Annotated in this window: 18 protein-coding genes; 5 read left to right on the plus strand and 13 right to left on the minus strand. The window is 71.1% G+C overall.

Annotated features, from left to right (window positions below):
• Positions 1 to 8 precede the first annotated feature (8 nt).
• Together N8I87_RS42495 and asnB are read left to right on the plus strand one after the other, a co-directional pair.
• Positions 9 to 2,288: a bi-domain-containing oxidoreductase gene (locus tag N8I87_RS42495; RefSeq protein ID WP_263217126.1), complete on the plus strand. Its 2,280-nt coding sequence runs from the start codon at positions 9 to 11 to the stop codon at positions 2,286 to 2,288.
• A 55-nt stretch (positions 2,289 to 2,343) separates the two neighbouring features.
• Positions 2,344 to 4,230: an asparagine synthase (glutamine-hydrolyzing) gene (gene asnB / locus N8I87_RS42500; RefSeq protein WP_263217128.1), complete on the plus strand. Its 1,887-nt coding sequence runs from the start codon at positions 2,344 to 2,346 to the stop codon at positions 4,228 to 4,230.
• 19 nt (positions 4,231 to 4,249) lie between these two features.
• Here asnB and N8I87_RS42505 read toward each other — a convergent pair whose 3' ends face one another.
• The 5 genes from N8I87_RS42505 to N8I87_RS42525 all read right to left on the minus strand — a co-directional run bounded on the left by N8I87_RS42505 (position 4,250) and on the right by N8I87_RS42525 (position 8,442).
• Positions 4,250 to 5,245, minus strand: coding sequence for a hypothetical protein (locus N8I87_RS42505; RefSeq protein WP_263217129.1), 996 nt, complete (start codon positions 5,243 to 5,245; stop codon positions 4,250 to 4,252).
• A 571-nt stretch (positions 5,246 to 5,816) separates the two neighbouring features.
• Positions 5,817 to 6,440 carry a hypothetical protein gene (locus N8I87_RS42510; RefSeq protein WP_263217130.1) on the minus strand — a complete coding sequence of 208 codons (624 nt, stop codon included), beginning with the start codon at positions 6,438 to 6,440 and terminating at the stop codon, positions 5,817 to 5,819.
• Positions 6,441 to 6,550: 110 nt separating this feature from the next.
• Entirely contained in the window at positions 6,551 to 7,147 is a 597-nt protein-coding gene (locus N8I87_RS42515; protein WP_263217132.1) for a hypothetical protein, read from the minus strand.
• A gap of 112 nt (positions 7,148 to 7,259) precedes the next feature.
• Positions 7,260 to 7,730 (minus strand): hypothetical protein, encoded by a 471-nt coding sequence (locus tag N8I87_RS42520; protein ID WP_263217134.1) that lies wholly within the window; start codon positions 7,728 to 7,730, stop codon positions 7,260 to 7,262.
• 4 nt (positions 7,731 to 7,734) lie between these two features.
• Positions 7,735 to 8,442: a DUF4232 domain-containing protein gene (locus N8I87_RS42525; RefSeq protein WP_263217136.1), complete on the minus strand. Its 708-nt coding sequence runs from the start codon at positions 8,440 to 8,442 to the stop codon at positions 7,735 to 7,737.
• A gap of 380 nt (positions 8,443 to 8,822) precedes the next feature.
• Between N8I87_RS42525 and N8I87_RS42530 the strand changes: the two genes are divergently transcribed.
• Positions 8,823 to 10,028 carry an acyltransferase family protein gene (locus N8I87_RS42530; protein WP_263217137.1) on the plus strand — a complete coding sequence of 402 codons (1,206 nt, stop codon included), beginning with the start codon at positions 8,823 to 8,825 and terminating at the stop codon, positions 10,026 to 10,028.
• Positions 10,029 to 10,127: 99 nt separating this feature from the next.
• Here the strand turns inward: N8I87_RS42530 and N8I87_RS42535 are convergent, their stop codons facing one another.
• The 3 genes from N8I87_RS42535 to N8I87_RS42545 form a co-directional block, all read right to left on the minus strand.
• Positions 10,128 to 10,712, minus strand: a complete 585-nt coding sequence (locus N8I87_RS42535) for a lamin tail domain-containing protein (RefSeq protein WP_263217139.1) — start codon at positions 10,710 to 10,712, stop codon at positions 10,128 to 10,130.
• Positions 10,713 to 11,062: 350 nt separating this feature from the next.
• On the minus strand, positions 11,063 to 11,440 hold the full coding sequence (locus N8I87_RS42540) for a fic family toxin-antitoxin system, toxin component (RefSeq protein WP_263217140.1): 378 nt from the start codon (positions 11,438 to 11,440) through the stop codon (positions 11,063 to 11,065).
• Positions 11,440 to 11,691: a hypothetical protein gene (locus N8I87_RS42545; RefSeq protein WP_263217141.1), complete on the minus strand. Its 252-nt coding sequence runs from the start codon at positions 11,689 to 11,691 to the stop codon at positions 11,440 to 11,442. Before N8I87_RS42545 ends, N8I87_RS42540 begins: the two co-directional genes overlap by 1 nt.
• Positions 11,692 to 12,216: 525 nt before the next feature.
• On the opposite strand from N8I87_RS42545, the gene N8I87_RS42550 reads away from it, so the two are divergent.
• Positions 12,217 to 12,564 carry a helix-turn-helix domain-containing protein gene (locus N8I87_RS42550; protein WP_263217142.1) on the plus strand — a complete coding sequence of 116 codons (348 nt, stop codon included), beginning with the start codon at positions 12,217 to 12,219 and terminating at the stop codon, positions 12,562 to 12,564.
• A 28-nt stretch (positions 12,565 to 12,592) separates the two neighbouring features.
• On the opposite strand, the gene N8I87_RS42555 is transcribed toward N8I87_RS42550, so the two are convergent.
• Positions 12,593 to 13,402, minus strand: a complete 810-nt coding sequence (locus N8I87_RS42555) for a hypothetical protein (protein ID WP_263217143.1) — start codon at positions 13,400 to 13,402, stop codon at positions 12,593 to 12,595.
• A 249-nt stretch (positions 13,403 to 13,651) separates the two neighbouring features.
• The gene (locus N8I87_RS42560; RefSeq protein ID WP_263217144.1) at positions 13,652 to 14,215 is read right to left on the minus strand and encodes a TetR/AcrR family transcriptional regulator; all 564 of its coding nucleotides are present in this window, start codon (positions 14,213 to 14,215) and stop codon (positions 13,652 to 13,654) included.
• Between the two features lie 115 nt (positions 14,216 to 14,330).
• Here N8I87_RS42560 and N8I87_RS42565 point away from each other — a divergent pair, with 115 nt between their 5' ends.
• Positions 14,331 to 15,152 (plus strand): NAD(P)H-binding protein, encoded by an 822-nt coding sequence (locus N8I87_RS42565; RefSeq protein ID WP_263217145.1) that lies wholly within the window; start codon positions 14,331 to 14,333, stop codon positions 15,150 to 15,152.
• 25 nt (positions 15,153 to 15,177) lie between these two features.
• On the opposite strand, the gene N8I87_RS42570 is transcribed toward N8I87_RS42565, so the two are convergent.
• From N8I87_RS42570 to N8I87_RS42580, 3 genes are all read right to left on the minus strand, one after another.
• Positions 15,178 to 16,059 (minus strand): NmrA/HSCARG family protein, encoded by an 882-nt coding sequence (locus N8I87_RS42570; protein ID WP_263217146.1) that lies wholly within the window; start codon positions 16,057 to 16,059, stop codon positions 15,178 to 15,180.
• 1,108 nt (positions 16,060 to 17,167) lie between these two features.
• Positions 17,168 to 18,049: an AAC(3) family N-acetyltransferase gene (locus tag N8I87_RS42575; protein ID WP_263217147.1), complete on the minus strand. Its 882-nt coding sequence runs from the start codon at positions 18,047 to 18,049 to the stop codon at positions 17,168 to 17,170.
• A 57-nt stretch (positions 18,050 to 18,106) separates the two neighbouring features.
• Positions 18,107 to 19,453 carry an MFS transporter gene (locus tag N8I87_RS42580; RefSeq protein ID WP_263217148.1) on the minus strand — a complete coding sequence of 449 codons (1,347 nt, stop codon included), beginning with the start codon at positions 19,451 to 19,453 and terminating at the stop codon, positions 18,107 to 18,109.
• Positions 19,454 to 19,498 lie beyond the last annotated feature (45 nt).

Genomic DNA, 19,498 nt, shown 5'->3' on the forward strand with positions numbered 1-19,498 from the left:
CAATTGACGTGAAGGCAGTACTGCTGTCGGCCCGGGACGGTTCGATCAGTGTGGGAGAGATGCCGCCCCCGGTGGTGCAGTGGGGCACGGTGCTGATCCGCAACACCTACTCGCTGATCAGCGCGGGCACCGAGCGGGCAACCGTGGAGACCGGAGCCAGCAGCCTGTTGGGCAAGGCGCGGCAGCGCCCCGACCAGGTACGGCAGGTCCTCAACACGGCCCGGCAGCTGGGTGTCGTGGAGACCTACCGGATGGTCCAGGACCGGCTCGACCGGCCCATGACGCTCGGGTACTCCTGCGCCGGTGTGGTGATCGCGGTCGGGGAGGGCGTCGACGACCTCGCGCCCGGCATGCGGGTGGCCGCGGGCGGAGCCGGTCACGCCTCCCACGCGGAGCTCGTGACCGTGCCCCGCAACCTCGTCGTACCCGTACCGGACGGGGTCGAGGACCGGTGGGCCGCCTTCGCCACCGTGGGCGCCATCGCGCTCCAGGGCATCCACCAGACCGAGGCGCCCGCGGGCTCCCGTGTCGCGGTGATCGGCCTCGGCCTGGTGGGGCAGCTCACCCTGCGGATCCTGCGGGCCTACGGGTACGACGCGGTCGGCGTCGACCAGGACCCGGCGGCCGTCGACGCGGCGCGTGCGGCCGGGTTCGTCGCCCACCCCCGCCAGACGGAGGACCTCCCCGGGACCGTCGCACGGCACTGGGGCGGCGCGCGGGCGGACGCGGTGCTGGTGACCGCGGCGACCTCGAGCACGGATCCGGTCGAACTGGCCGGGAGCCTGGCGCGGGACCGGGCGACGGTGGTCGTCGTGGGGGACGTCAAGGTGGCCCCGCCCCGGTCTTCGTACTACCACAAGGAACTGACGATCCGTTACTCGCGCTCGTACGGGCCGGGCCGCTACGACCCGCGCTACGAGGAGGCCGGCCAGCAGTACCCGGAGGGCTATGTGCCCTGGACCGAACGCCGCAATCTGGCCGAGGTCCTCAGGCTGGTGCCGAACCTGGACCTGGAGAGCCTCGACCCCCGGGTGTTCGCCGTCGAGGACGCCGCCGAGGCGTACCGCGTGCTGAACACCGAGCGGCCGCGCCGCCGCCCCGCCCTGCTGCTGCGCTATCCCGGCACCGCGAAGGTGAGCGAGCCACCGCGGCCCCGGGGCGAGGCCGTCACCTGGTCACCGCCCGCCGGGAGAGCGCGGATCGCCGCGATCGGGGCCGGGAACTTCGCCACCAAGATGCTGTTCCCGCATCTGCACCGTGACCCGGGCGTCGCCTTCTCCTGGGTGGCGAGCGCGCGCGGCCTGTCGGCCGTCCAGCAGAGCAGGCGGTGGGGATTCGGCGAGGTCGCCGAGAGCGCCGAGCACGGGCTCGCGTCGGGCGACGCCGACTGCGTCATGGTGCTGTCCCGCCACGACAGCCACGGCCGCTACGCCGCCGAGGTACTGGGCCGCGGGATCGCGCTGTACTGCGAGAAGCCCGTGGGACTCACCGAGCAGGAGCTGGAGGAGGTGGCGGCCGCCTGGTCCCGGTCCGGCGCCCCGGCGCTGGCCGGTTTCAACCGCCGGTTCGCTCCGGCCGTACGGGAGTTGCGGGCGGTCCTGCCCGCGGGGACGCCGCTCCAGGTCGTCCATCGGGTCTTCGCCGGCCGGCTGCCCGACGACCACTGGTACTTCGACCACCGTCAGGGCGGCCGGCTGCTCGGGGAGGTCTGCCACTTCATCGACACCGCGAACTTCCTCGTACCGGGCAGGCCGGTGAGCGTGACCGCGACGGGCGTGGACGGCAGGGACCCGGCGTCGGCCCAGAGCGTCACCCTGCAGATCACCTACTCCGACTCCTCCACCGCCTCGATCGTGTACGGCGGGCTCACCCCGCCCGGGGCACCCAAGGAGCTCATCGAGGTGGCCTGCGACGGTGTCGCCGCCAGGATCGAGGACTTCGGGTCCCTGACATTGTGGAAGCGGGGCAAAAAGTCGGAGTCGGTCTACCGGGGGGCGCCGAAGGGGCACGCCGAGGAGATGCGGGCCCTGACCCGGCTGCTGCGGGGCGAGATGGTCGCCGAGGCGGACTTCCGGCTGGCGCTGTGGAGTTCACTCGTGGCCTGCCGCGCGGCCGCCGCCCTCGCCGACGGCGGCCAGGCCGAGACAGCGCCGTCCACCCCCGCGCTCGCCGAGGTCCTCGGCTGCGCACGGTCCGGCCCCGGGGCGGGCGGCCCGGTGGGCGCGGTGCCGGAGCAGACCTTCGCCACGCCCGAAGGGGCCGGTACGACGGGAGGTTCCGGCGCATGAGTGCTGCGGGTACGGCACCGAACGCGGCTGCGGCGGCGGCCTGATGTGCGGCTTCGTGGTGGTCCTGAACCGCGCCGCGGCCAGGGGCGGTGATCCGTGTACGACGATCGAGCACCGGGGCCCCGACTCGTGCGGGCACCAGGACCTCGGGGGTGCCGGCTGGCATGCGTCCCTGCACTTCCGCCGGCTCGCGATCATCGACGTCGACTCCCGCAGCGACCAGCCCTTCGGCGATGCCGAGCGCGGGTACCTCGTCTACAACGGGGAGATCTACAACGCCCCCGAACTGCGGGAGACGCTGCGCTCCCGGGGTGTCCGGTTCACCACCGAGGGCGACACCGAGGTCCTGCACGAGCTGCTGCTCCAGCCGGACGCGGCACAACTGCTCGGGCAGGTGGACGGGATGTTCGCCTTCGTCCAGGTCCTGCCCGACGGGCAGGTGCGGTACGGCCGCGACCGGCTGGGCATCAAGCCCCTCTACGTCGCCACGAACACGGCGGGCCGCGTCACCGCCCTGGCCAGTGAGATCGCTCCGCTGCGCGCGCTGGGTCTCGCCGAGCACGTCGATCCCGTGGCCGTCGCGCAGGGGGCGATGTTCCTGTGGACGCCTCCCCCGCGCACGGGCTGGCACCGGGTTCACGCGGCGCAGGCCGGCACCGCGCACGACGTCCTGCCGCCCGAGTACGCCCGCCCCCGGCTCCTCTGGCAGGCCGAGGCCCCCGCGCCGGTCCAGGACATCGGGGAGGCGGTGCGTGAGTCGGTACGGCGCCAGGTCCGGGCGGACGTACCGGTCGGGCTGCTGCTGAGCGGGGGCGTCGACAGCACCTGGCTGGGCGTGGAACTGGGCCGGGCGGGGTTCTCCGGCCCCGTCTTCTCGGCACGTGACGCCTCGCCACGGCAGGACCCGGCGGAACCCTTCGAGGGGGACGCACCCTATGCCGAGCGGGCGGCCCGCCACCTCGGCATGCCCCTGCGCTGGGTGGACCTCGATGTGGATGTGCTGCGGCAAGTGCCCGAGATGGTACGGGTGATGGAGCTGCCCTTCGCCGACCCGGCGGCCATCGCGCTCATGCGCCTGTCACGGGCCGCGCGCGCCGAGGCGACCGTACTGCTGTCCGGGCTCGGTGTGGAGGAGCTGTTCCTGGGCTACGAGCGTTACCAGGCCGTACGGATGCTGCAGCGGATTCCCGCGCCCGGCCGAAGACTTCTCGGGCGTGCGGCGCGGGGCCCGGTCCCCGGGAGGCTGCGCGAACGGACGGACAAGCTGGGCCGGATGTGCCGGCAAAGTCCCAGCGACTGGGCATGGGGCGGCCAGTCCTACTTCACGGCCCGGGAATGGGCGCAGCTGTCTTTGAAGGTCGAACTGGACGAGGTCACCGCCGCCCACCGCGCCATCACCGACCCCCTGCTGGCGGCGGGAGCGAGCCCGTTGCACGCCGTCGCGGAGTGCGACCGGCGGCTGTTTTTGCCGGGCCTCAACCTCCTGTACGGGGACCGCGCGTCCATGCGGGCCAGTGTGGAACTGCGCGTGCCGTTCCTCGGCGAACCCGTCGTCGCCGCGGCGCTCGCCACCCGCGCGGAGGACCAGCTCCGCACGGGCGACGGCAAGGCGCGGTTCCGGGCCGCCGCGTCGGCCGCGGGGGTTCCCGACTTCGTCACGCGCCGTTCGAAGACGGGGTTCGGGGCGCCGGTCCGCTCCCTGCTGCGGCGGCACGGGCAGTACCTGTGGTCATGGGTACGGCAGTCGGGCGTCTTCGACGAGCTCTTCGACCGGCGGACCGCCGACCGCTTCGTGACCGAGCATGTGTCCGGAGAGCGTGAGCGCGGGCTGGCCGTGTTCGGTCTCTTCTGTACGGCGGTGTGGTGGGAGCAGAACGTCGAGGGGGCCGGGGACGGGCGCGTCGCCGAGGCCCTGCGGAACTACCGGGCGACCGCGCCCTGACCCCGCCGAGGCGCGCTCATCAGGCGCTCCGCGCCGCCTGGAGTGCGGTCAACGCGTCCAGGAGCGGCGCCAGACTCCACCTCGGCGACCTGCGGACCGGCGGTGCCGTGAGCGCGGCCTGCCCGACCAGCCCGGCCTGCTCCGGTACGAAGCGGCTGACGGCCGCGAGGACCCGCTCCGCGAACCCGGGGCGCACATAGCCGTGTTCTTCCGCCCAGGTCGCCATGCGCACGGCCGTCGCGTCGTTGTTGGGGTCACCGCACAGGCGCCCGCGCCGTCCCGGCTTCTCGTCCGTGTCCGCGTAGTAGCGAGGCACCGAGCCGTCAAACAAGTGGTCGAGGTAGTACCGGACTCCCGAGTCGATCGCCTTGTCGTGTTCGAGCCCGAGTCCGCGCGCGGCCGCATCCAGCCGCAGCAGTACATAGCCGGTGTGGAAGCCGTCCACCCAGCCGAGACCCGCGGATGTGCCGTACGGCCATGCTCCGTCCGGACGCTGCCCCGCCACCGTGGCGGACACCGCCGTACGTGCCGCGTCGAGCAGGCGTGCGGCGAGCCGGCCGGGCATTGCGTCCAGGTGGGCGAGTCGCGTGGCCAGTGCCGCGCCCATGAGGTTCGCGTTGTGGATGAGCGTGCCGGACGCCGGCGTGTAGGCGAAGTGCGTGCCGGTGTACAGACCGTCCAGCAGCCCGGAGGCGAGTCTTTCGGCACCGCTGCCGTCCAGGGTTCCGCTGTCGAGGCATCCGTCGGCGCAGAAGGTGGTGGCCACGATGTTCGGCATGGAGGACGGGTAGTACCCCCAGCGGGTCTGCACGTCGAACTCGTAGCTCCACAGCCCCGCATGGCGCCCCCGCAGTTGCCGGGCGGCGGTCCACCGGCCGAGCTCGCGCGCCCTGCCGTGCCACACGGGGGAGTCGGCGAGGCGGCTGCACGCGGTCGCGCCGACACCGCAGGCGGTCGCCGTGCGCAGCGGGCGGATCGCCAGAAGGGGGCGGAGATCGGCCGGGCTTCTCTTCACCGCCTGGAGGAGAGCCTGACGCAGGAAGGGGTGAACCGCCAGACCTGCCAGGGGACTTGTCAGGCCGTCATAGGGATCCGGGCCGGCCCAGGCGCAGTCGTCGAGCAATCGGAATACGCGATCGGCACGCCTTTCGAGTTCTTCGGGCGTCATCAGATCGGCGGTGAATTCAGCATCCGTCAGACTGCTGCTTTTCCAAGCGGCCACTGGCTCTCCGGAGGTCCATCCGGCCGGGTCGGTTTTCCCCGCCGAAGTCCGTCAGGCCAGGCTAAGGTCACAACCAGCGTGAAGACGCTTGACGACGCGCGTTCCCTTGCCAATTCTGGAGCCCGGATTATTTATACGAAAGCCCGGACGATTCATACGAATGAAGAATCCGTCCGTTGAGAATCCCGCCCGTGATTGAAATTCCGCGATGGTGGGCCGGGAGCCGGGAGCCGGGAGCCGGGAGCCGGGAGCCGGGAGCCGGGAGCCGGGAGCCGGGAGCCGGGAGCCGGGGCGAGCCTGCGGTGGCAGGTGACCGGGTGTCAAGTGGCCACGGCCAGGCCGACGAGGTGCTGTTCCTTCGTCGTCAGAGCTTGCGGGTGATGAGGCGCCTGCCGTCCTGAGTCGTGACGATGAGGTTCCACGCGGTGGCCTCGTCACCGTCGTCGCCGTCCCACCAGGTCGCGAACGCGTCGACCAGCCGCCTCAGCTCGGCTTTCGTGTTCTGGTCGGTGTAGGCGGTGGAGAGTTCGACGTCGTAGTCCCTGTCACCGAGGTGGACGAGGACCACTTGGCCGGCGTCCCGGGCGGGCTGCCCGAATCCGTTCGTAGCGGCCCAGGACCGGAACCGGGCCAGGAGGTCCGGGGCGGATTCACGACGTGTCACCGGCCCGGCAGGCGGATGACGGTCCGTTCCCAGTCCCACGCCCTGCTTGCAGCCCAGCACCCAGGCCCCGCGGTCCTTCTCCACGACGCTCCGCGGCTCGACCGTGAGCGAACGGCGGACACAGCCTCCCCACACCACCTCGCGGATCGCGGAGCCCTTGCCGCCGTCGTTCAAGATCCGTCTGCCCTCACGCCATCCGGCGTCGTAGGCCGCTTCGTAGCCGTGCTCGGCGGTGGTACGGGACGCGGGTGACTCCGGTCGGGCACCGCTGTCACTGCCCCCGCTGCCGCAGGACACGGTGATCAGGCCGAGTACGGCAGCCACGACAGCGAGCCTGACCGGCCGTGCTTGTGCGGGTGCGTGCATGCCCCGTTCCTCTCTCGACGCCCTCGACGGTCCGGTCTCGACGGCCTGGACGGCCGGCTTCCAGCCGTTCAGGGCGTCCAGGCCCTGAAGCCGTACGGCGGGTACTGCCGTGTCAGCCGGTCCGCCTGGGTCAGCAGTTCGCGCCGCTTGCGCACCCGCGACCACGTGATCCATACGATGCCCGTGTCCAGCAGCACGGCGAAGGACAGCGGCAGGGCCTCAACGCCCTTACCGGTGCTGATCAGCTGCGCCACCATGCCGATCGCCCCGAGGAAGATGACCACCGCGGCCGGAACGAGTTTGAGCAGGTTCATCTCGTTCCTGACCAGCTGAGCGTGGTTGCGGGCGGCGCGGGCGCTGGCCCCGTGGAAGGCGGGGTGCTGCGCGGCCACCTCGAAGGGCGTGCCCGGTGCCAGGGCCTCCTGGCGCAGCGCCGCCTCCGGATCCGGCACGAACACCCGGCGCCGCACGGCCTTGCTGCCCCGCGTCTCCAGATGGCGGTATCCATAGGCGGTGGCCAGCTGGATCGCCTGGTCCGGCAGCAACTGCGTCGTCTTGATGACCACCTTCGGCCGGCCGTCGAAGAGGTGCGCGTAGGCACCGGGCCTCAGTCGCCGGGCCTCCGCCATCCGCTCCGCGAACGTCCCCCGTACCTCGCTGACCACGACACCGCTCCCCACCCGTTGACACCAACGTATTTCTGATCATGTGTGCGTCGACGGTACCGGGGTCCCGCCGGCGCGGTCGGCGCGGGTCCCGCCGACCGTTCCAGGGGGATCAGGCCGGTTTCTCCGTGGACGAGGTCGGCTTGTCCGTCGCGGCGGGGTTTCCCTCGAAGACGACCAGGTGCCAGTCGCCCTTCTCCCGCATCACGGTGAACGTGTCCCGCATGGTCTTCCCGCCCTTGTCCGTGGCCTCGAGGCGGGCGGAGCCGACGTCCGGGCTGATGTCGTACTCGATCCGGACGTTCTTGACGGTCCACCCGCGGCCGCCCCTGTCCGCGAGGATCCGCGCCGCCTCGTGCCGCGACCACTGCTCGTCCGGTACGCCACCGACCGCGAGCAGGGCGTCGGCACTGCGCCTGTTGAGCGCGTCGACATACGCTTCGACGGCCTGGCGCGCGCCGTTGGACGAGGACCGGCTGGACGACGGGGGACGGGCCGTGTCTCTGTTGTCGGACGAGCACGCGGGCAGGACCGACAGGGCGGGCAGGACCGACAGGGCGGCAAGCAGTCGTCGGCGTTCCATGGCGCTAGGAGTGGAAGGAGCCGAACTTCACGTCCTTGGTGCAGACGTTGAAGACTCCGGCCGAGCCGTTCGCCTTGGTCACCTTGACGGTGCGGGCGATGTCCTTCGGGAGGGCGATCTCCACCTTGGACGCCTGTACGGCGCAGACCTCGCGGGCGGACTGGCTGCCCTCGAAGTTGAGGTCCGTGTAGAGGACTTCGGCGGAGGCGGAGGCGCCGGCGGGGATGTCGACGGCATCGGTGCCGGCGGCCGAGTTGTCGGTCTCGACGGGGGCGGCCTTGCCCTGGTCGTCCTTGGCGGTCAGGGTGCTCCCGCCCACCAGGGTGCAGGTGCTGCCCGAGGTGTTGGTGACCTTGACGGTGGCGGCGGCCGGCTCCGACTCGCTGGCGTGCGAGGCCGAGGCGATGAACTGGACGGTGGTCGTCTTGGTGGTGCACGCGCCGACGGCACCGCCGCCGGAGCCGGTCCCCTTGCCGGCCGCGGTCGCCGACGCCTTGCCGCCGCCCGTCTTGCCGCCGCCCGTCTTGCCGCCGCCCGTCTTGCCGGTGGACGTGCCCCCGGTGGCGGAGTCCGTCGACGTCGACGACGCCGTGGCGCTCGGGCTGGAGCTGTCCTTGGCCTTGGCGTCGTCATCACCCGAGTTGCAGGCCGTGAGGCTGAGGCCGGCGACGAATACGGCGGCTGTGGCGAGCGTGGCGGTACGCAGACGCATGAGTGGTTGTCCCCCTGGGTCAGTCCGGCACGGTGCCGGTGGTCTTCGACATGAGTAGTCCACGTCGGGCGCCCCACCTGCGGTTCCGCCGGCGATCTGTCAGCCGCCTGTGAAACAACTCACCGGTAACTTGGAACAACCGGGGCGTGCCGGGCGGCATCTGACAAGCAATCGCCTCAGGGCGTTCTTCGTACGGGTCCAGCTCAGCACTGGCCGAACCAGATCAACCCTTCAACAACCCTTGAGTGAGCCACGAGCACGCGACTGTACAAAAAGCGATGCGACTCCCGGCCAAGGAGTAGCACCCGACGACAGGCCAGCCTCGCACCCCCCACGCAGGACCAGATCGCTGCAGGACCTCACCCGAGAACGGAAGTCCCATGGCCACTGACCAAGTACTGACCGGCTCCGCGTCGGCCGAAGAGAGCGGTGTGGGTGCCCAGGCCGCTGAAGCCGCCGAGCCGAACCGTGCCCAGATCTCCCGGCTGCCGTCCCTGACCGGTCTGCGGTTCCTCGCCGCACTGGCCGTGTTCGCCCACCACGCCTTCCTGCCGATCCCGCCGCTGCGGCTGCTGGCCGACGACCGCACCGAGTTCCGGCTGTTCCGCTGGTTCGACCAGGCCGGCGGGCTCGGTGTGTCGTTCTTCTTCGTCCTCAGCGGGTTCGTACTGACCTGGTCGGCGCGGGACAACGACACCACGACGGGGTTCTGGCGGCGCAGGTTCGTCAAGATCTACCCGAACTACGTGGTCGCCTGGGTGCTCGCCATGGTGCTGTTCGCCAGTGACTACACCTCCACCCGGATCGCCGTCGCCAACCTGTTCATGGTCCAGGTCTGGGTGCCCAAGTACTTCACCAACTTCAGTGTGGACTCGCCGAGTTGGTCGCTGGGCGTGGAGGCGATCTTCTATCTGAGCTTCCCGCTGCTGCTGGCCGTCTTCCGGCGCATCGACGCCCGGCACCTGAAGTACTGGATCATCGGGGCGATCGCCGCGGTGTGGGCCACCCCGGCGGTGGCGTACGCGGCGTTCCCGAAGACCCCGCTGGTGCCCAGCGGCCAGGACCTGTCCGTCTCGGCGTACTGGTTCAGCTATGTGCTGCCCCCGGTCCGCATGGTCGACTTCGCCCTCGGCATCCTGGTCGCGCTCGCGGTCAAGCACGGGCGCTGGCGCAACATCGGCATGATCCCGTCGTTCGTGCTGCTGGCCGGCGGGTACTGGCTCACCTACCACGTGCCCTACCTCTACGGGCAGCGCGCCGCGATGATCATCCCGATCGCGCTGCTGATCGCGGCCGCGGCGACCGCGGACATCGAGGGCCGCTTCAGCCTGTTCCGCAACCGCACGATGGTCTGGCTGGGCGAGATCTCCTTCGCCTTCTACCTGTTGCACTACATAGCGCTGTCCTGGCTGCGCAAGCAGCTCGGTACGGAGATGTACTCCACCACGCAGGGCATCGCGATACTGGTCGGCACGGCCGTCGGCACGGTGGTGGCGTCCTGGCTGCTCTACCGGCTGGTCGAGGCTCCGCTGGTGCGCCGGTTCAGCCGGCCGCGGCAAGCGGCGCGTGCGGAGGTCGTCGCCTGATCACCCGTCAGGCAGTACGGCCGGCGGCGCGCCACTCAAGGAGAGTGGCGCGCCGCCGCCGATGAAGAAGCCGGTGAGGAAGCCGATGAAGCAGAACCGTCAGCCGCGGCCTCCCTCGTGGCGACGGTCGTCGATACGGCGGTCCTCGAAGCGACGGTCCTCGAAGCGGCGGTGGTCGCGGCGGTCGTCGTCGTAACGCCGGTGGTCGACGATGTGGCGGCGGTGGTCGCCCCAGGCAGCGGAACTGATGAAGCGGCCTCGGTCGTTGCGCAGGGTCGCGGTGTCGGTGTCGTCGTCCCACACCTCGTAGCGCCGGCCCTGGTACAGGTCGCTCTGGGTGTCCCGCCCGAACCCGGTGTGGACGCGCACGGTCGCCTGACCGTTCAGCCGGAAGCCACGGAAGGTGTAGGTGCGGCCGGCCTCGTCCGACAGCGTCCACCCGGTGAGGTCGACGCCGTACCGGCTGTTGTTGCTGATCTCCACCCATTCCCGGTTCAGGGAGCGGTTCGAGCGGTCACGGCCCGCGGAGTCGTACTGCACACGGCTGATGACCACGCGGTCGGCCGAGCCCCTCGGCGAGTGGTCGGCTGCCGCCGCCGGCAGCGCCACCGCGCCTACTGCGGCGGCCGCCACGGCAGCGGCAGCCGTCAGACGGCGGGTGGTCACGAGAACAGAAGCGGACACAGGGTCCCCCTTTGCAGGGTGAGAGCACTCCCCCGGGCGTCCGGCGTCGAAGACGCAGGCCACAGGTGGGGGTGCGTGGTGCGGGTGGCGGCCGGGTGGCCGCACATCCACACCCTCCGGTCCGCGCGGCACGGTCGGCGGGGTGACCCGAGGGCTGTTACAGATCGCGCACAGTTCCGTGACGCTTGTCTGTAATAGTCATTTATGTTGCAGATAGTCCGGTTTAAGGCTTCAGTGGGCTGTTGTCCCATGTCAGCGCCGGACTCGGCCGATGCCGCACCGGCACCGGCCGCCCGCCACCGTCCAGACCTTCACCCGAAAGTGAGTAACAGTCACCGGCAGCCGCGGGGTCAGGTCACCACGGGCCAGGAGCGGAGCAGGGTGGCGATCCTGCGGGTGGTGCAGGTGGGGTCGCGGAGGAGGTCGCGCAGGGCCATCGCGTCCTCTCGGGCGGGCTTGACCGGGATGCCGGACGCCTCCAGGTACATCACTCCCGTCGCCGCGGCCACGGCCATGTTGGAGCGCTCCAGCCAGCGGCAGCGGCCCAGGATGTGGATCAGGGCGGCGGCCCGGGCGTAGGGGCCGTCGTAGACCGGCTGTTGGAGGAGTTCGGCCTTGTGGGCAGCCACGGCGGCGACCGGTACGCCGTAGTCGTCGGGAGCGGGGTCGCCCGCGCCGGCGATCTCGGCGACCTGAAGGATCCAGGGGACATCGATGTGCAGGTCCATTACGCGGCGTGCGCCCCCGGTGCGCCCGGCTCGCCGACCCTCTCGGCGTCCTCGGCCTCGTCGAAGACCGACTGGTGCTCGTCCAGGAAGCGGCGGGCCGCCTCCAGGGCACGGGCGCGGATCCCCTCGGTGTCCTCGCGGACGAGACGGGCGATGTAGTCGCCCAGGTCCAGCCCGAGGTCCTTGGCGCGGACCTGGGCGAGCTGCTTGACCTCGGGATCGACGCGTACGCCGAGCTGTGGCTTTGCCATATGAGGATGGTAACAGCTGTTACCACCGCGAGGCCAGAGAGGGGCCGGAGAGGGGCCGGAGAGGGGCCGAGCCAGCCTGCCCGGGCAGGTCGCGGTCGGATCATGCGACTTGTAGATCGGACGGCCGTACGTGCTGTATAGTCGATCTTGAACTCGCCGCCCGGACGAACCGGGAAGCGCGCGATGCGTTGGTGGTCCAAGGAAAGACGTCCCGCTTCCTGCGGGGAGATGCAGGTGCAAGGCCTGCCCGGCGCTCGAACGGAACCCCGCTCCTGACCCGTCAGGAGCGGGGTTCCTGCGTGTTCGGGGTGCGACCGGCCACCATTGGGGTGATGTTCCCGGGTCGGCTCGAAATGTTCGGTGCGTGGCTACGGCGCAGGTCAGACCGTGCGCCCTGGCAGGGTTTGCGCGGGGTTTCGAGGAACTTTTTCCTGGAACCGCGTTTTTAGCTTCAGCTAAAGGTGGCATCCTGGAACTACGGACAGTTCAACAGACCTTGCTGTCCGCCTAGTTGGGGGTGACACCATGGGTTTCTTCACCGGAAACGAGAGCCAGAGCCGTACGGACTTAGCCGGTGCGCAGCTCGCACGCCAGGCCACCGCGTCCCTCGCGGGCCTGTTGGCCGGGCTGGGGAAATCACGTTCCGATCTGGCCAAGGCCATGGGAGTCAGTCCCGGACGCGTCAGTCAGATCATGTCCGGGGACGCGAACTTGACAGTCCGTACGCTGGCCGCCGCGGCCGAGGCGCTCGGCGCCAGCGTGGAGATCACGTTCCGCCCCCGCCCCCAGCCGGCACACGGGCCGGGCGGACAGAGCGACAGCAGTGGGGATCCATCACTGGCACACGACAGCGACCTCACATCGCACCTGTAGCCCGCCGGACGTCCCCGCTGCGGCCGCGCTAGGAGCGGTCGCGAAGGAACGGGAGACGTCGGCGCTGCCTGGGGAGCCCGGGGCTGTGATACGCCTCGCGCCAGAGCGCGTCGTCCCGCAGTTGCTCCAGCTGAGGCTGTTCCGAGCGGCGGCCGTGCTGGTAGGCGATGAGCAGCAGATGTGCGCTCAGGGCGCAGGCCTCGGCGAAGGACGACAGGCAGTCGTAGCGCTCCTGTTCGGTCGGGTCCCGCGGGGGCGTCCAGGACGCCTCGCCACGACAGGCCTCGTCGGTTCTCGTCTGTATGTCGAGAGCCTTGTCGATCGCCCGCTCCGCCTCCTCGTAGCACGCGTTGACCGTCTTGCAGACGGCAGGCTGGCGATGGCGGTCCAGCAGATACCGCTTCAGGCTGTGGTTGAACATCCGCAGGTTCACCGACTCCTTGAAGTCGGCCAGAAAAGCGTCGCACCAGCTCTGGCCGTCCGTGCGCAGCCGGTAGTCGAGCCGCTCCATGAGCGAGGCGACACCCAGGGTCAGAATCTTGACGTAGGGCTGCGTACTTTCGTCCTGCTTCCTGCGGGGCAGCGCCGCGGCGCCGGTCGCGAGGCCCGCGGTCACCGGTGGCAACGCGGCCAGGTGCGGCAGAAGATGTGCCGTGCCGATGGCGGTCGCGCACATCAGGGCCATGACGGAGAGGGACAGGCCGGCCGAACGCGCCGTACCCAGGAGCCTGCCCTTGCCGTGGAAGTGCTTCAGCAGGCCGATCCACGCGATGAGGGCGCAGGCCCCGCCCGGTAACACGTAGTAGGTCCACCAAGTCTGTTGATACCAGCTGCTCATCGACGGCCCCATGCGATACGCGGACAGGAAGGACCGTCGTCAGTGAGCGGAGGTGAGGCGGGCTCCCCCTCGGCGTTCATGCGCCCAGCCCTGCCCCACGGCAGGCCCGTACTCACAGGACTGCCGCAAGTGCCCTCCGATAATCCCACCTGGTCCTGCCTGGCGGCCTCACTTTGCGCAACAACCGGCCCGACGGCTACGCGAATCCGGCCACCCGCCGGCCTTCGGGGAGCCGCCGGGTATTCGCATTCAGCGGAGCGTGTCTATCCAGGCCTGCAGGCGGCGGCCCTGGGTGGCCATCAGGTCCGGGTCACGCAGGGTGTTGGTGAGGACCGACATGCCCTGGTACGCCGCGACGAGTTCGATCGCCAGGTCGTGGGCGTCGGGGCGGCCGAGCAAGGCGAACTGGGACTCGGTCCAGTCGATCAGGGCCCGCATCACCTTGGCCGCGGCTCGGTCCAGGCCGTCGTCGCGCTTGTCGAGCTCGGTGGCCAGGGTGCCGAAGGGGCAGCCGAAGCGGGCGACGACGTCGCGCTGTTCCACCCAGCCGGCTATGAGCGACTTGAGTCGGGTGGCGGGGTCGGGAAGGGCGTCCAACTGGCCGGTGAGCACGTGCAGTTGGGCGCAGTGGGCGTCCACCGCGGCCTCGACCAGCTGATTCTTGGTCTTGAAGTAGTAGTAGACGTTGCCGAGGGGGACGTCGGCGGCTCCGGCGATGTCCCCGAGGGTGGTCTTCTCCACGCCCTGCTCATGGAACACCTGGACGGCGGCGGCCACCAGGCGCTCGCGCTTGGTCGGCTTTGAGTCAGTCACCTGACTGAGGATAGACAGCGGGGGGTAGGGGCGGCTAGCGTGGGACTGAGTTAGTCAACTAACTCACACGATGTGCGTCGTCTCATCTCACTTCATCTCACCTCGTGGAGGGGCCGTGATCGTTGTAACTGGTGCAACCGGGAACGTCGGACGGGCGCTGGTCCGGATGCTGGCCGGGTCCGGGGAGGCCGTGACCGCCATGGCCCGGCGGATCTCCGGGACCGATGTGCCGGACGGAGTGCGGGCCGTCGCCGCCGATCTCGGCGAACCGGACAGTCTGGTGCCGGCGTTGGAGGGGGCCAAGGCGCTGTTCCTGCTCGTCGCCGGGGAGGATCCGGGCGGGATTCTGGAGCGGGCGGCCGCGGCCGGGGTCACCAAGGTGGTGCTGCTGTCCTCGCAGGGCGTCGGCACACGGCCGGGGGTGTACACGCACGCCGCCGGGTTCGAGGCCGCGGTGGCCGGGTCGGGGCTGGCACACACGGTGCTCCGGTCCGGCGGCCTGGCCTCCAACGCCCTCGCCTGGGCGGAGCCGGTACGGCTGCACCGTACCGCCGCCGCTCCGTTCGCCGGGGTGGGGCTGCCCTTCGTCGACCCGGACGACGTGGCCGCGGTGGCCGCCGCCGTACTGCGGGAGGACGGGCACGACGGGGCCACGTATGTGCTGACCGGGCCCGAGGCGACCACGCCCCGGCAGCGGGCCGCGGCCGTCGCGGAGGCGATCGGGGAGCCGGTGACCTTCGTCGAGCAGAGCCGCGAGGAGGCGCACGCGCAGATGTCGCGGTTCCTGCCGGCGCCCGTCGTGGAGGGCACGCTGGCGATCCTCGGGGAGCCCACCGCCGAGGAGCAGCGGATCAGCGGGGACGTGGAGCGGGTACTGGGGCGGGCGGCGGCTCCGTTCGGGGCGTGGGCGGCGCGCAACGCCGGGGCGTTCCGCTGACGTTCGGGCGTGAGGGGGCACGGTCTCACTGATGCTGCGGGAGCGGCGACAGGAGTGCGGGCCAGTCCTGGGTGGCGGTCCAGTCGGCGAAGGTGTGCCAGGGCACCTCGGGGTGGTCGCGGCGCAGGGACGGTACGTCGACGTCCAGGCCGGTGATGGTGAAGTACTCGAACATCGCCGCCAGGTCCGAGGAGCGGGTGCGGACGTACGACAGGGGCACCTCCTCGTGGACGATCGGGCGGGCGGCGGCCGCCGCGAGGGTCTGCGCGATCCGGGCCGGGGTGAGTTCGTCCGAGGCGATGTCGATGCGGTGGCCGGCGAAGTCGTCGCGGCGCTGGAGGGCCAGTGCCGCGAACGCGCCGATGTCCACGGCGGGGATGAGCGTGAGCGGGCGCTCGGCGGGCATCGGCCAGGCGAAGGTGCCCGTGCGCAGTCCGTCGAGGGTCCAGCCGGCCGTGTGGTTGTCCATGAACGCGGCCGGGGCCAGCACCGTCCAGGGCACGCCCGACGTCCGCAGGTGCTGCTCGACCAGGTACTTGCTCTCGTAGTGCGGGATGCCGGTGCCGCGGTCGGCGTGGGCGGCCGAGGTGAGCACGACATGGCCGAGGCGGGCGGCCGCCGCCGCGTCGACGAGGGTTCTGCCCTGCCGGGTCTCGGCGGCGGTGTCGGTACCGAACGGGGTCGTCACCGCGAACAGGGCGTCGGCACCGGTGAGGGCGGCGTCGAGGCTCGCACGGTCGTCGAAGTCGGCGCGGCGGACGTCGGCGCCGAGGGCGCGCAGGACGTCGGCGGCGGGTGAGGCGGGGTCGCGGCTGAGGGCACGGACGCGGTGGCCTGCGGCCAGCAGGGCACGGGCGGTGGCCCCGCCCTGGGCTCCGGTGGCGCCGGTGACGGCGATGGTGAGCATGGGTTGAACTCCGAGTATTTATGTGCGTTACACATTGACTGTGTTACGCAGGAGAATACCAGGGGTTTGCTGCGTCGCGCAGTTAATAGCCCCACGTCTCGCCGCCGGCACGGCCACTCGGGGGCGAGGATCATGCGGTGGGGAGGACGTCGTCCTGGTCTCCGACGTCGAAGCGCTCACCGCGGGCACCGTGCCCGGCTGCAACGACGACAACCCGTACCGGTAGAAAACCTGCCGGGGCCGCGCATACCCGCGGTCCCGGCGCCCCCACAGGAGACACGCCTTGCCCACCCATCGTCTGACCGAGCTCCCGGACACTGTGGTGCGGCTGATCGAGAAGGTCAGCGGCCCCGTTGTCGACGTAAGGACCGTCAACGCCGGTCTGAACAGTGCCATCGCCGCCCGTGTGCGTACGGTCGACCGCACCCTGTTCGTCAAGGGTCTGCCGCTCGATCATCCGCGGGTCTGGACGCAGAAGCGTGAGGCCCGGATCAGCCCCTACGTCCACGGCATCGCACCGGAACTGCTGTGGCACGTCGAGGAGGGTGACTGGAGCATCCTCGGCTTCGAGTACGTGGACGGCGGCCACGCGGACTACAGGCCGGGCTCACTCGACCTGCCCGCGGTCCTGGCCACCATGATCCGGCTGGCCGAAGTACCGGCCCCGGACGTCGAGTTGAAGAGCATGCCGCACCGTCTCAGGACGTACGTGGACGACCCGGCAGACCTGTCCTGGTTCGCGGGCAACAGTCTGCTCCACACCGAGTGGAACCCGCACAACGTCCTGATGACGGGCAGCAAAGCCCAGTTCGTGGACTGGGGATGGGCCTCCACCGGCGCCGCCTGGATCGAACCGGCACTGTGGCTGCTGTGGCTCATCGCTCACGGTCACGCCCCCGGCCAGGCGGAGAACATTGCCGCCACTCACCCCGCGTGGGAGTCGGCCGGCCCCGCCCGCAGGGCTCAACGCGCTTGCCCGGGCCCAGCATCGGATCTGGACGTCGATCGCAGAGAGCGGGGACGCGTGGGCACAGCCCATGCGGCACGCCGCCCGCGCCTGGCACGAGCACCGGCGATCCATGTCCTGACTTCGTCGTTCCTCCCTCACTCACAGGGCCGCGGGCGGGGCCTCGGTCACTGCGGTCATGTTCGGGGCCACGCGCCAGCCGGTCAGGTCGCGGTGGCGGGACAGCCAGGCGCAGGCCAGGTCCACGAGTTCGGCGGCGGGGCAGAGCAGGGCGCGGGCCGCGCCGACCGGGCCCTCGGTGACCAGGCCCGCGTGGGTCGCGGCCGCGCCGATGTGCTCGTAGTCGCCCTCGTACATGACCAGTTGGTCACTGGGCTCCCAGCGGACGGCTCCGTCCGCCGTCTCGCGTGGTACGTCCATACGGTGGCTGCGGCGGCCGGGGTACGGCGTGAGGTGCTCGGCCAGATGGAGGACCGTCGCCTTGTCCCAGCCGACGCCGAGCAGGAGGACCTTCGCGCCGGCCCGGCACAGGCCCGCCAGGGGGCTGTTCGCGCCCAGGCCGTACGGGAGCGGATGTGCGCCCAGGATCTCCCGCGCGGCCGGGCCCTGCGCGGCGAAGGAGTAGAGCGGGTGGCCGGAGCGGCGGGCGCCGGGCAGGGATCGTACGACCTCGGGGAAGCGGCCGAGGCGAGGCTGGGCCGGGTGCACGGCCGGGTCGAACTCCGGCAGGGACGCGCGGACTCGGGGCCACCAGGTGCGGGGCACCGGGCGCTGGACCCAGGTGGCGGGGTCGGTCAGGTAGGTGGTGAAGGTGGGTACGGTCAGGGTGCCGGACGGGCCCACGGTGTCGCGCAGCGCCCGTACGAGCGCGACTCCGCCGCCGGCGGTCCAGCCGAGGGCGCTGATCGCGGTGTGCACCAGTACGGTGTCGCCTTCGGCGATTCCCAGGGTGCGGAGGCCTGCTGTCAGGTCGGCTCGGCTGTAGGGGCCGGGGGTTTGTGGGCCGGCGGCGGGGTGCAGCATGCGTGGCCCTCCGGGGGTGGGTGCGGTGTGGCGTGGTGTGGTGTTGTGCCGTGCGGGTCAGTGGGTGGGCACCCGGCCTTCGGACGCGTTTGGGTTCCCGCCCGCACCGACCGTGCTGCTTTCGTTGTCGGGTGCGGGTGGCCCCTGTGGGGCGGATTCGCCGTCGGCGGCCGCGGGAGGCAGGTGCGGGGCGGGTTCGGGAGCGGTGGTCATGGGAAGCCGCGCGTGCGGGACCGCCCTGTGGGCCGCCGGAGGTGCCAGGACGGCCGCCGTTGCGAAGAGAGCCGCTACCGCTGTCCAGCCCGCGCCCGAGCCGCTGCCGATGAATGACGTCAGGACCGCCGGGCCCACGATCGACTGGACCCCGTGGTGCAGTTGGAACGCCCCCAGGTACTCACCGCGGCGGTCGTCGGGGGCCAGCGCGAAGGCTAGGCCGTAGGACGCTCCGGCGTGCCACAGCTCCGCGGCCGTCATCACCAGGAAGGCCGCGGTCACCAGGGTTCCGGCGGCCCAGGGCGTCAGATCGCCACTGGGCACGAGGATGAGGCAGGCCAGGGCTCCGGCCAGGCCCGCGCGGCGGGCGACGCGGGCGGCGCCGGGCAGGTCGTCGGTGCCCTTGGCCGCGCGGACCTGGAGCAGCACGCACAGCACGGTGTTGAGGCCGATGAGGAGCGGGGTCAGGGTCGTGGGCAGGCCCGTGCCCACCACGATCCACAGGGGGATGCCGACCGCCAGCACCGAGTCGTGCAGGGCCAGTACGGCGTTCACCCCGACGACCCGCAGGAACGGCACGTCACGCAGGGCGATGAAGCGGCCCGCGGCCGGTGGGGCGGGGTGGGCGGCGACGGCCGGCAGACGGTGCACCAGTACGGCGGCCACGACGAAGGTGACTCCGTTGGCGAGCGGGATGATCTGCAGGGCGCCGTCCGTGCCCACCGCGATGACCGCGGCGGCGGCCAGCGTGCCCAGGCCCATGCTGGCGTTGCCGACCGACCTGATCGCGGCGCGGGCCGTCACCCGGTCCTTCTCCGGCACCAGTTCGGCGATCAGGGACATGAAGGAGGGGCCCGTACCGAACTGCAGGGCACCTATGACCACGGAGAGGGCGACGAACTCCCAGGCCGCGTGGACCGCGGGGAGGAGGAGGTACGCGACACCGAGTAGCAACAGTAGGCGGCTGAGCAGGGGGCGGGCGCCGATCCGGTCGGCGACCATGCCGAAGAGCACCGACGCGAGCAGGCCGGTCAGCCCCGCCGCGGAGAGCGCGAGACCGATCTGGGCCGCGGTCAGGCCCGTGACCCGGGTGAGGTAGACGGCGGAGCCGGCCACGTACACGCCGACTCCGATCCCGTCGATGCCGTGCAGGACGGCCAGCCGCCGTGCGGGGGCGTTCAGGGAACGCAAGGGGGAACGCATAGGCGATCGCATGATGTGTCTCCGCTCGGAGAG

It is taken from the genome of Streptomyces sp. HUAS 15-9, assembly GCF_025642155.1.
Lineage (GTDB): Bacteria > Actinomycetota > Actinomycetes > Streptomycetales > Streptomycetaceae > Streptomyces.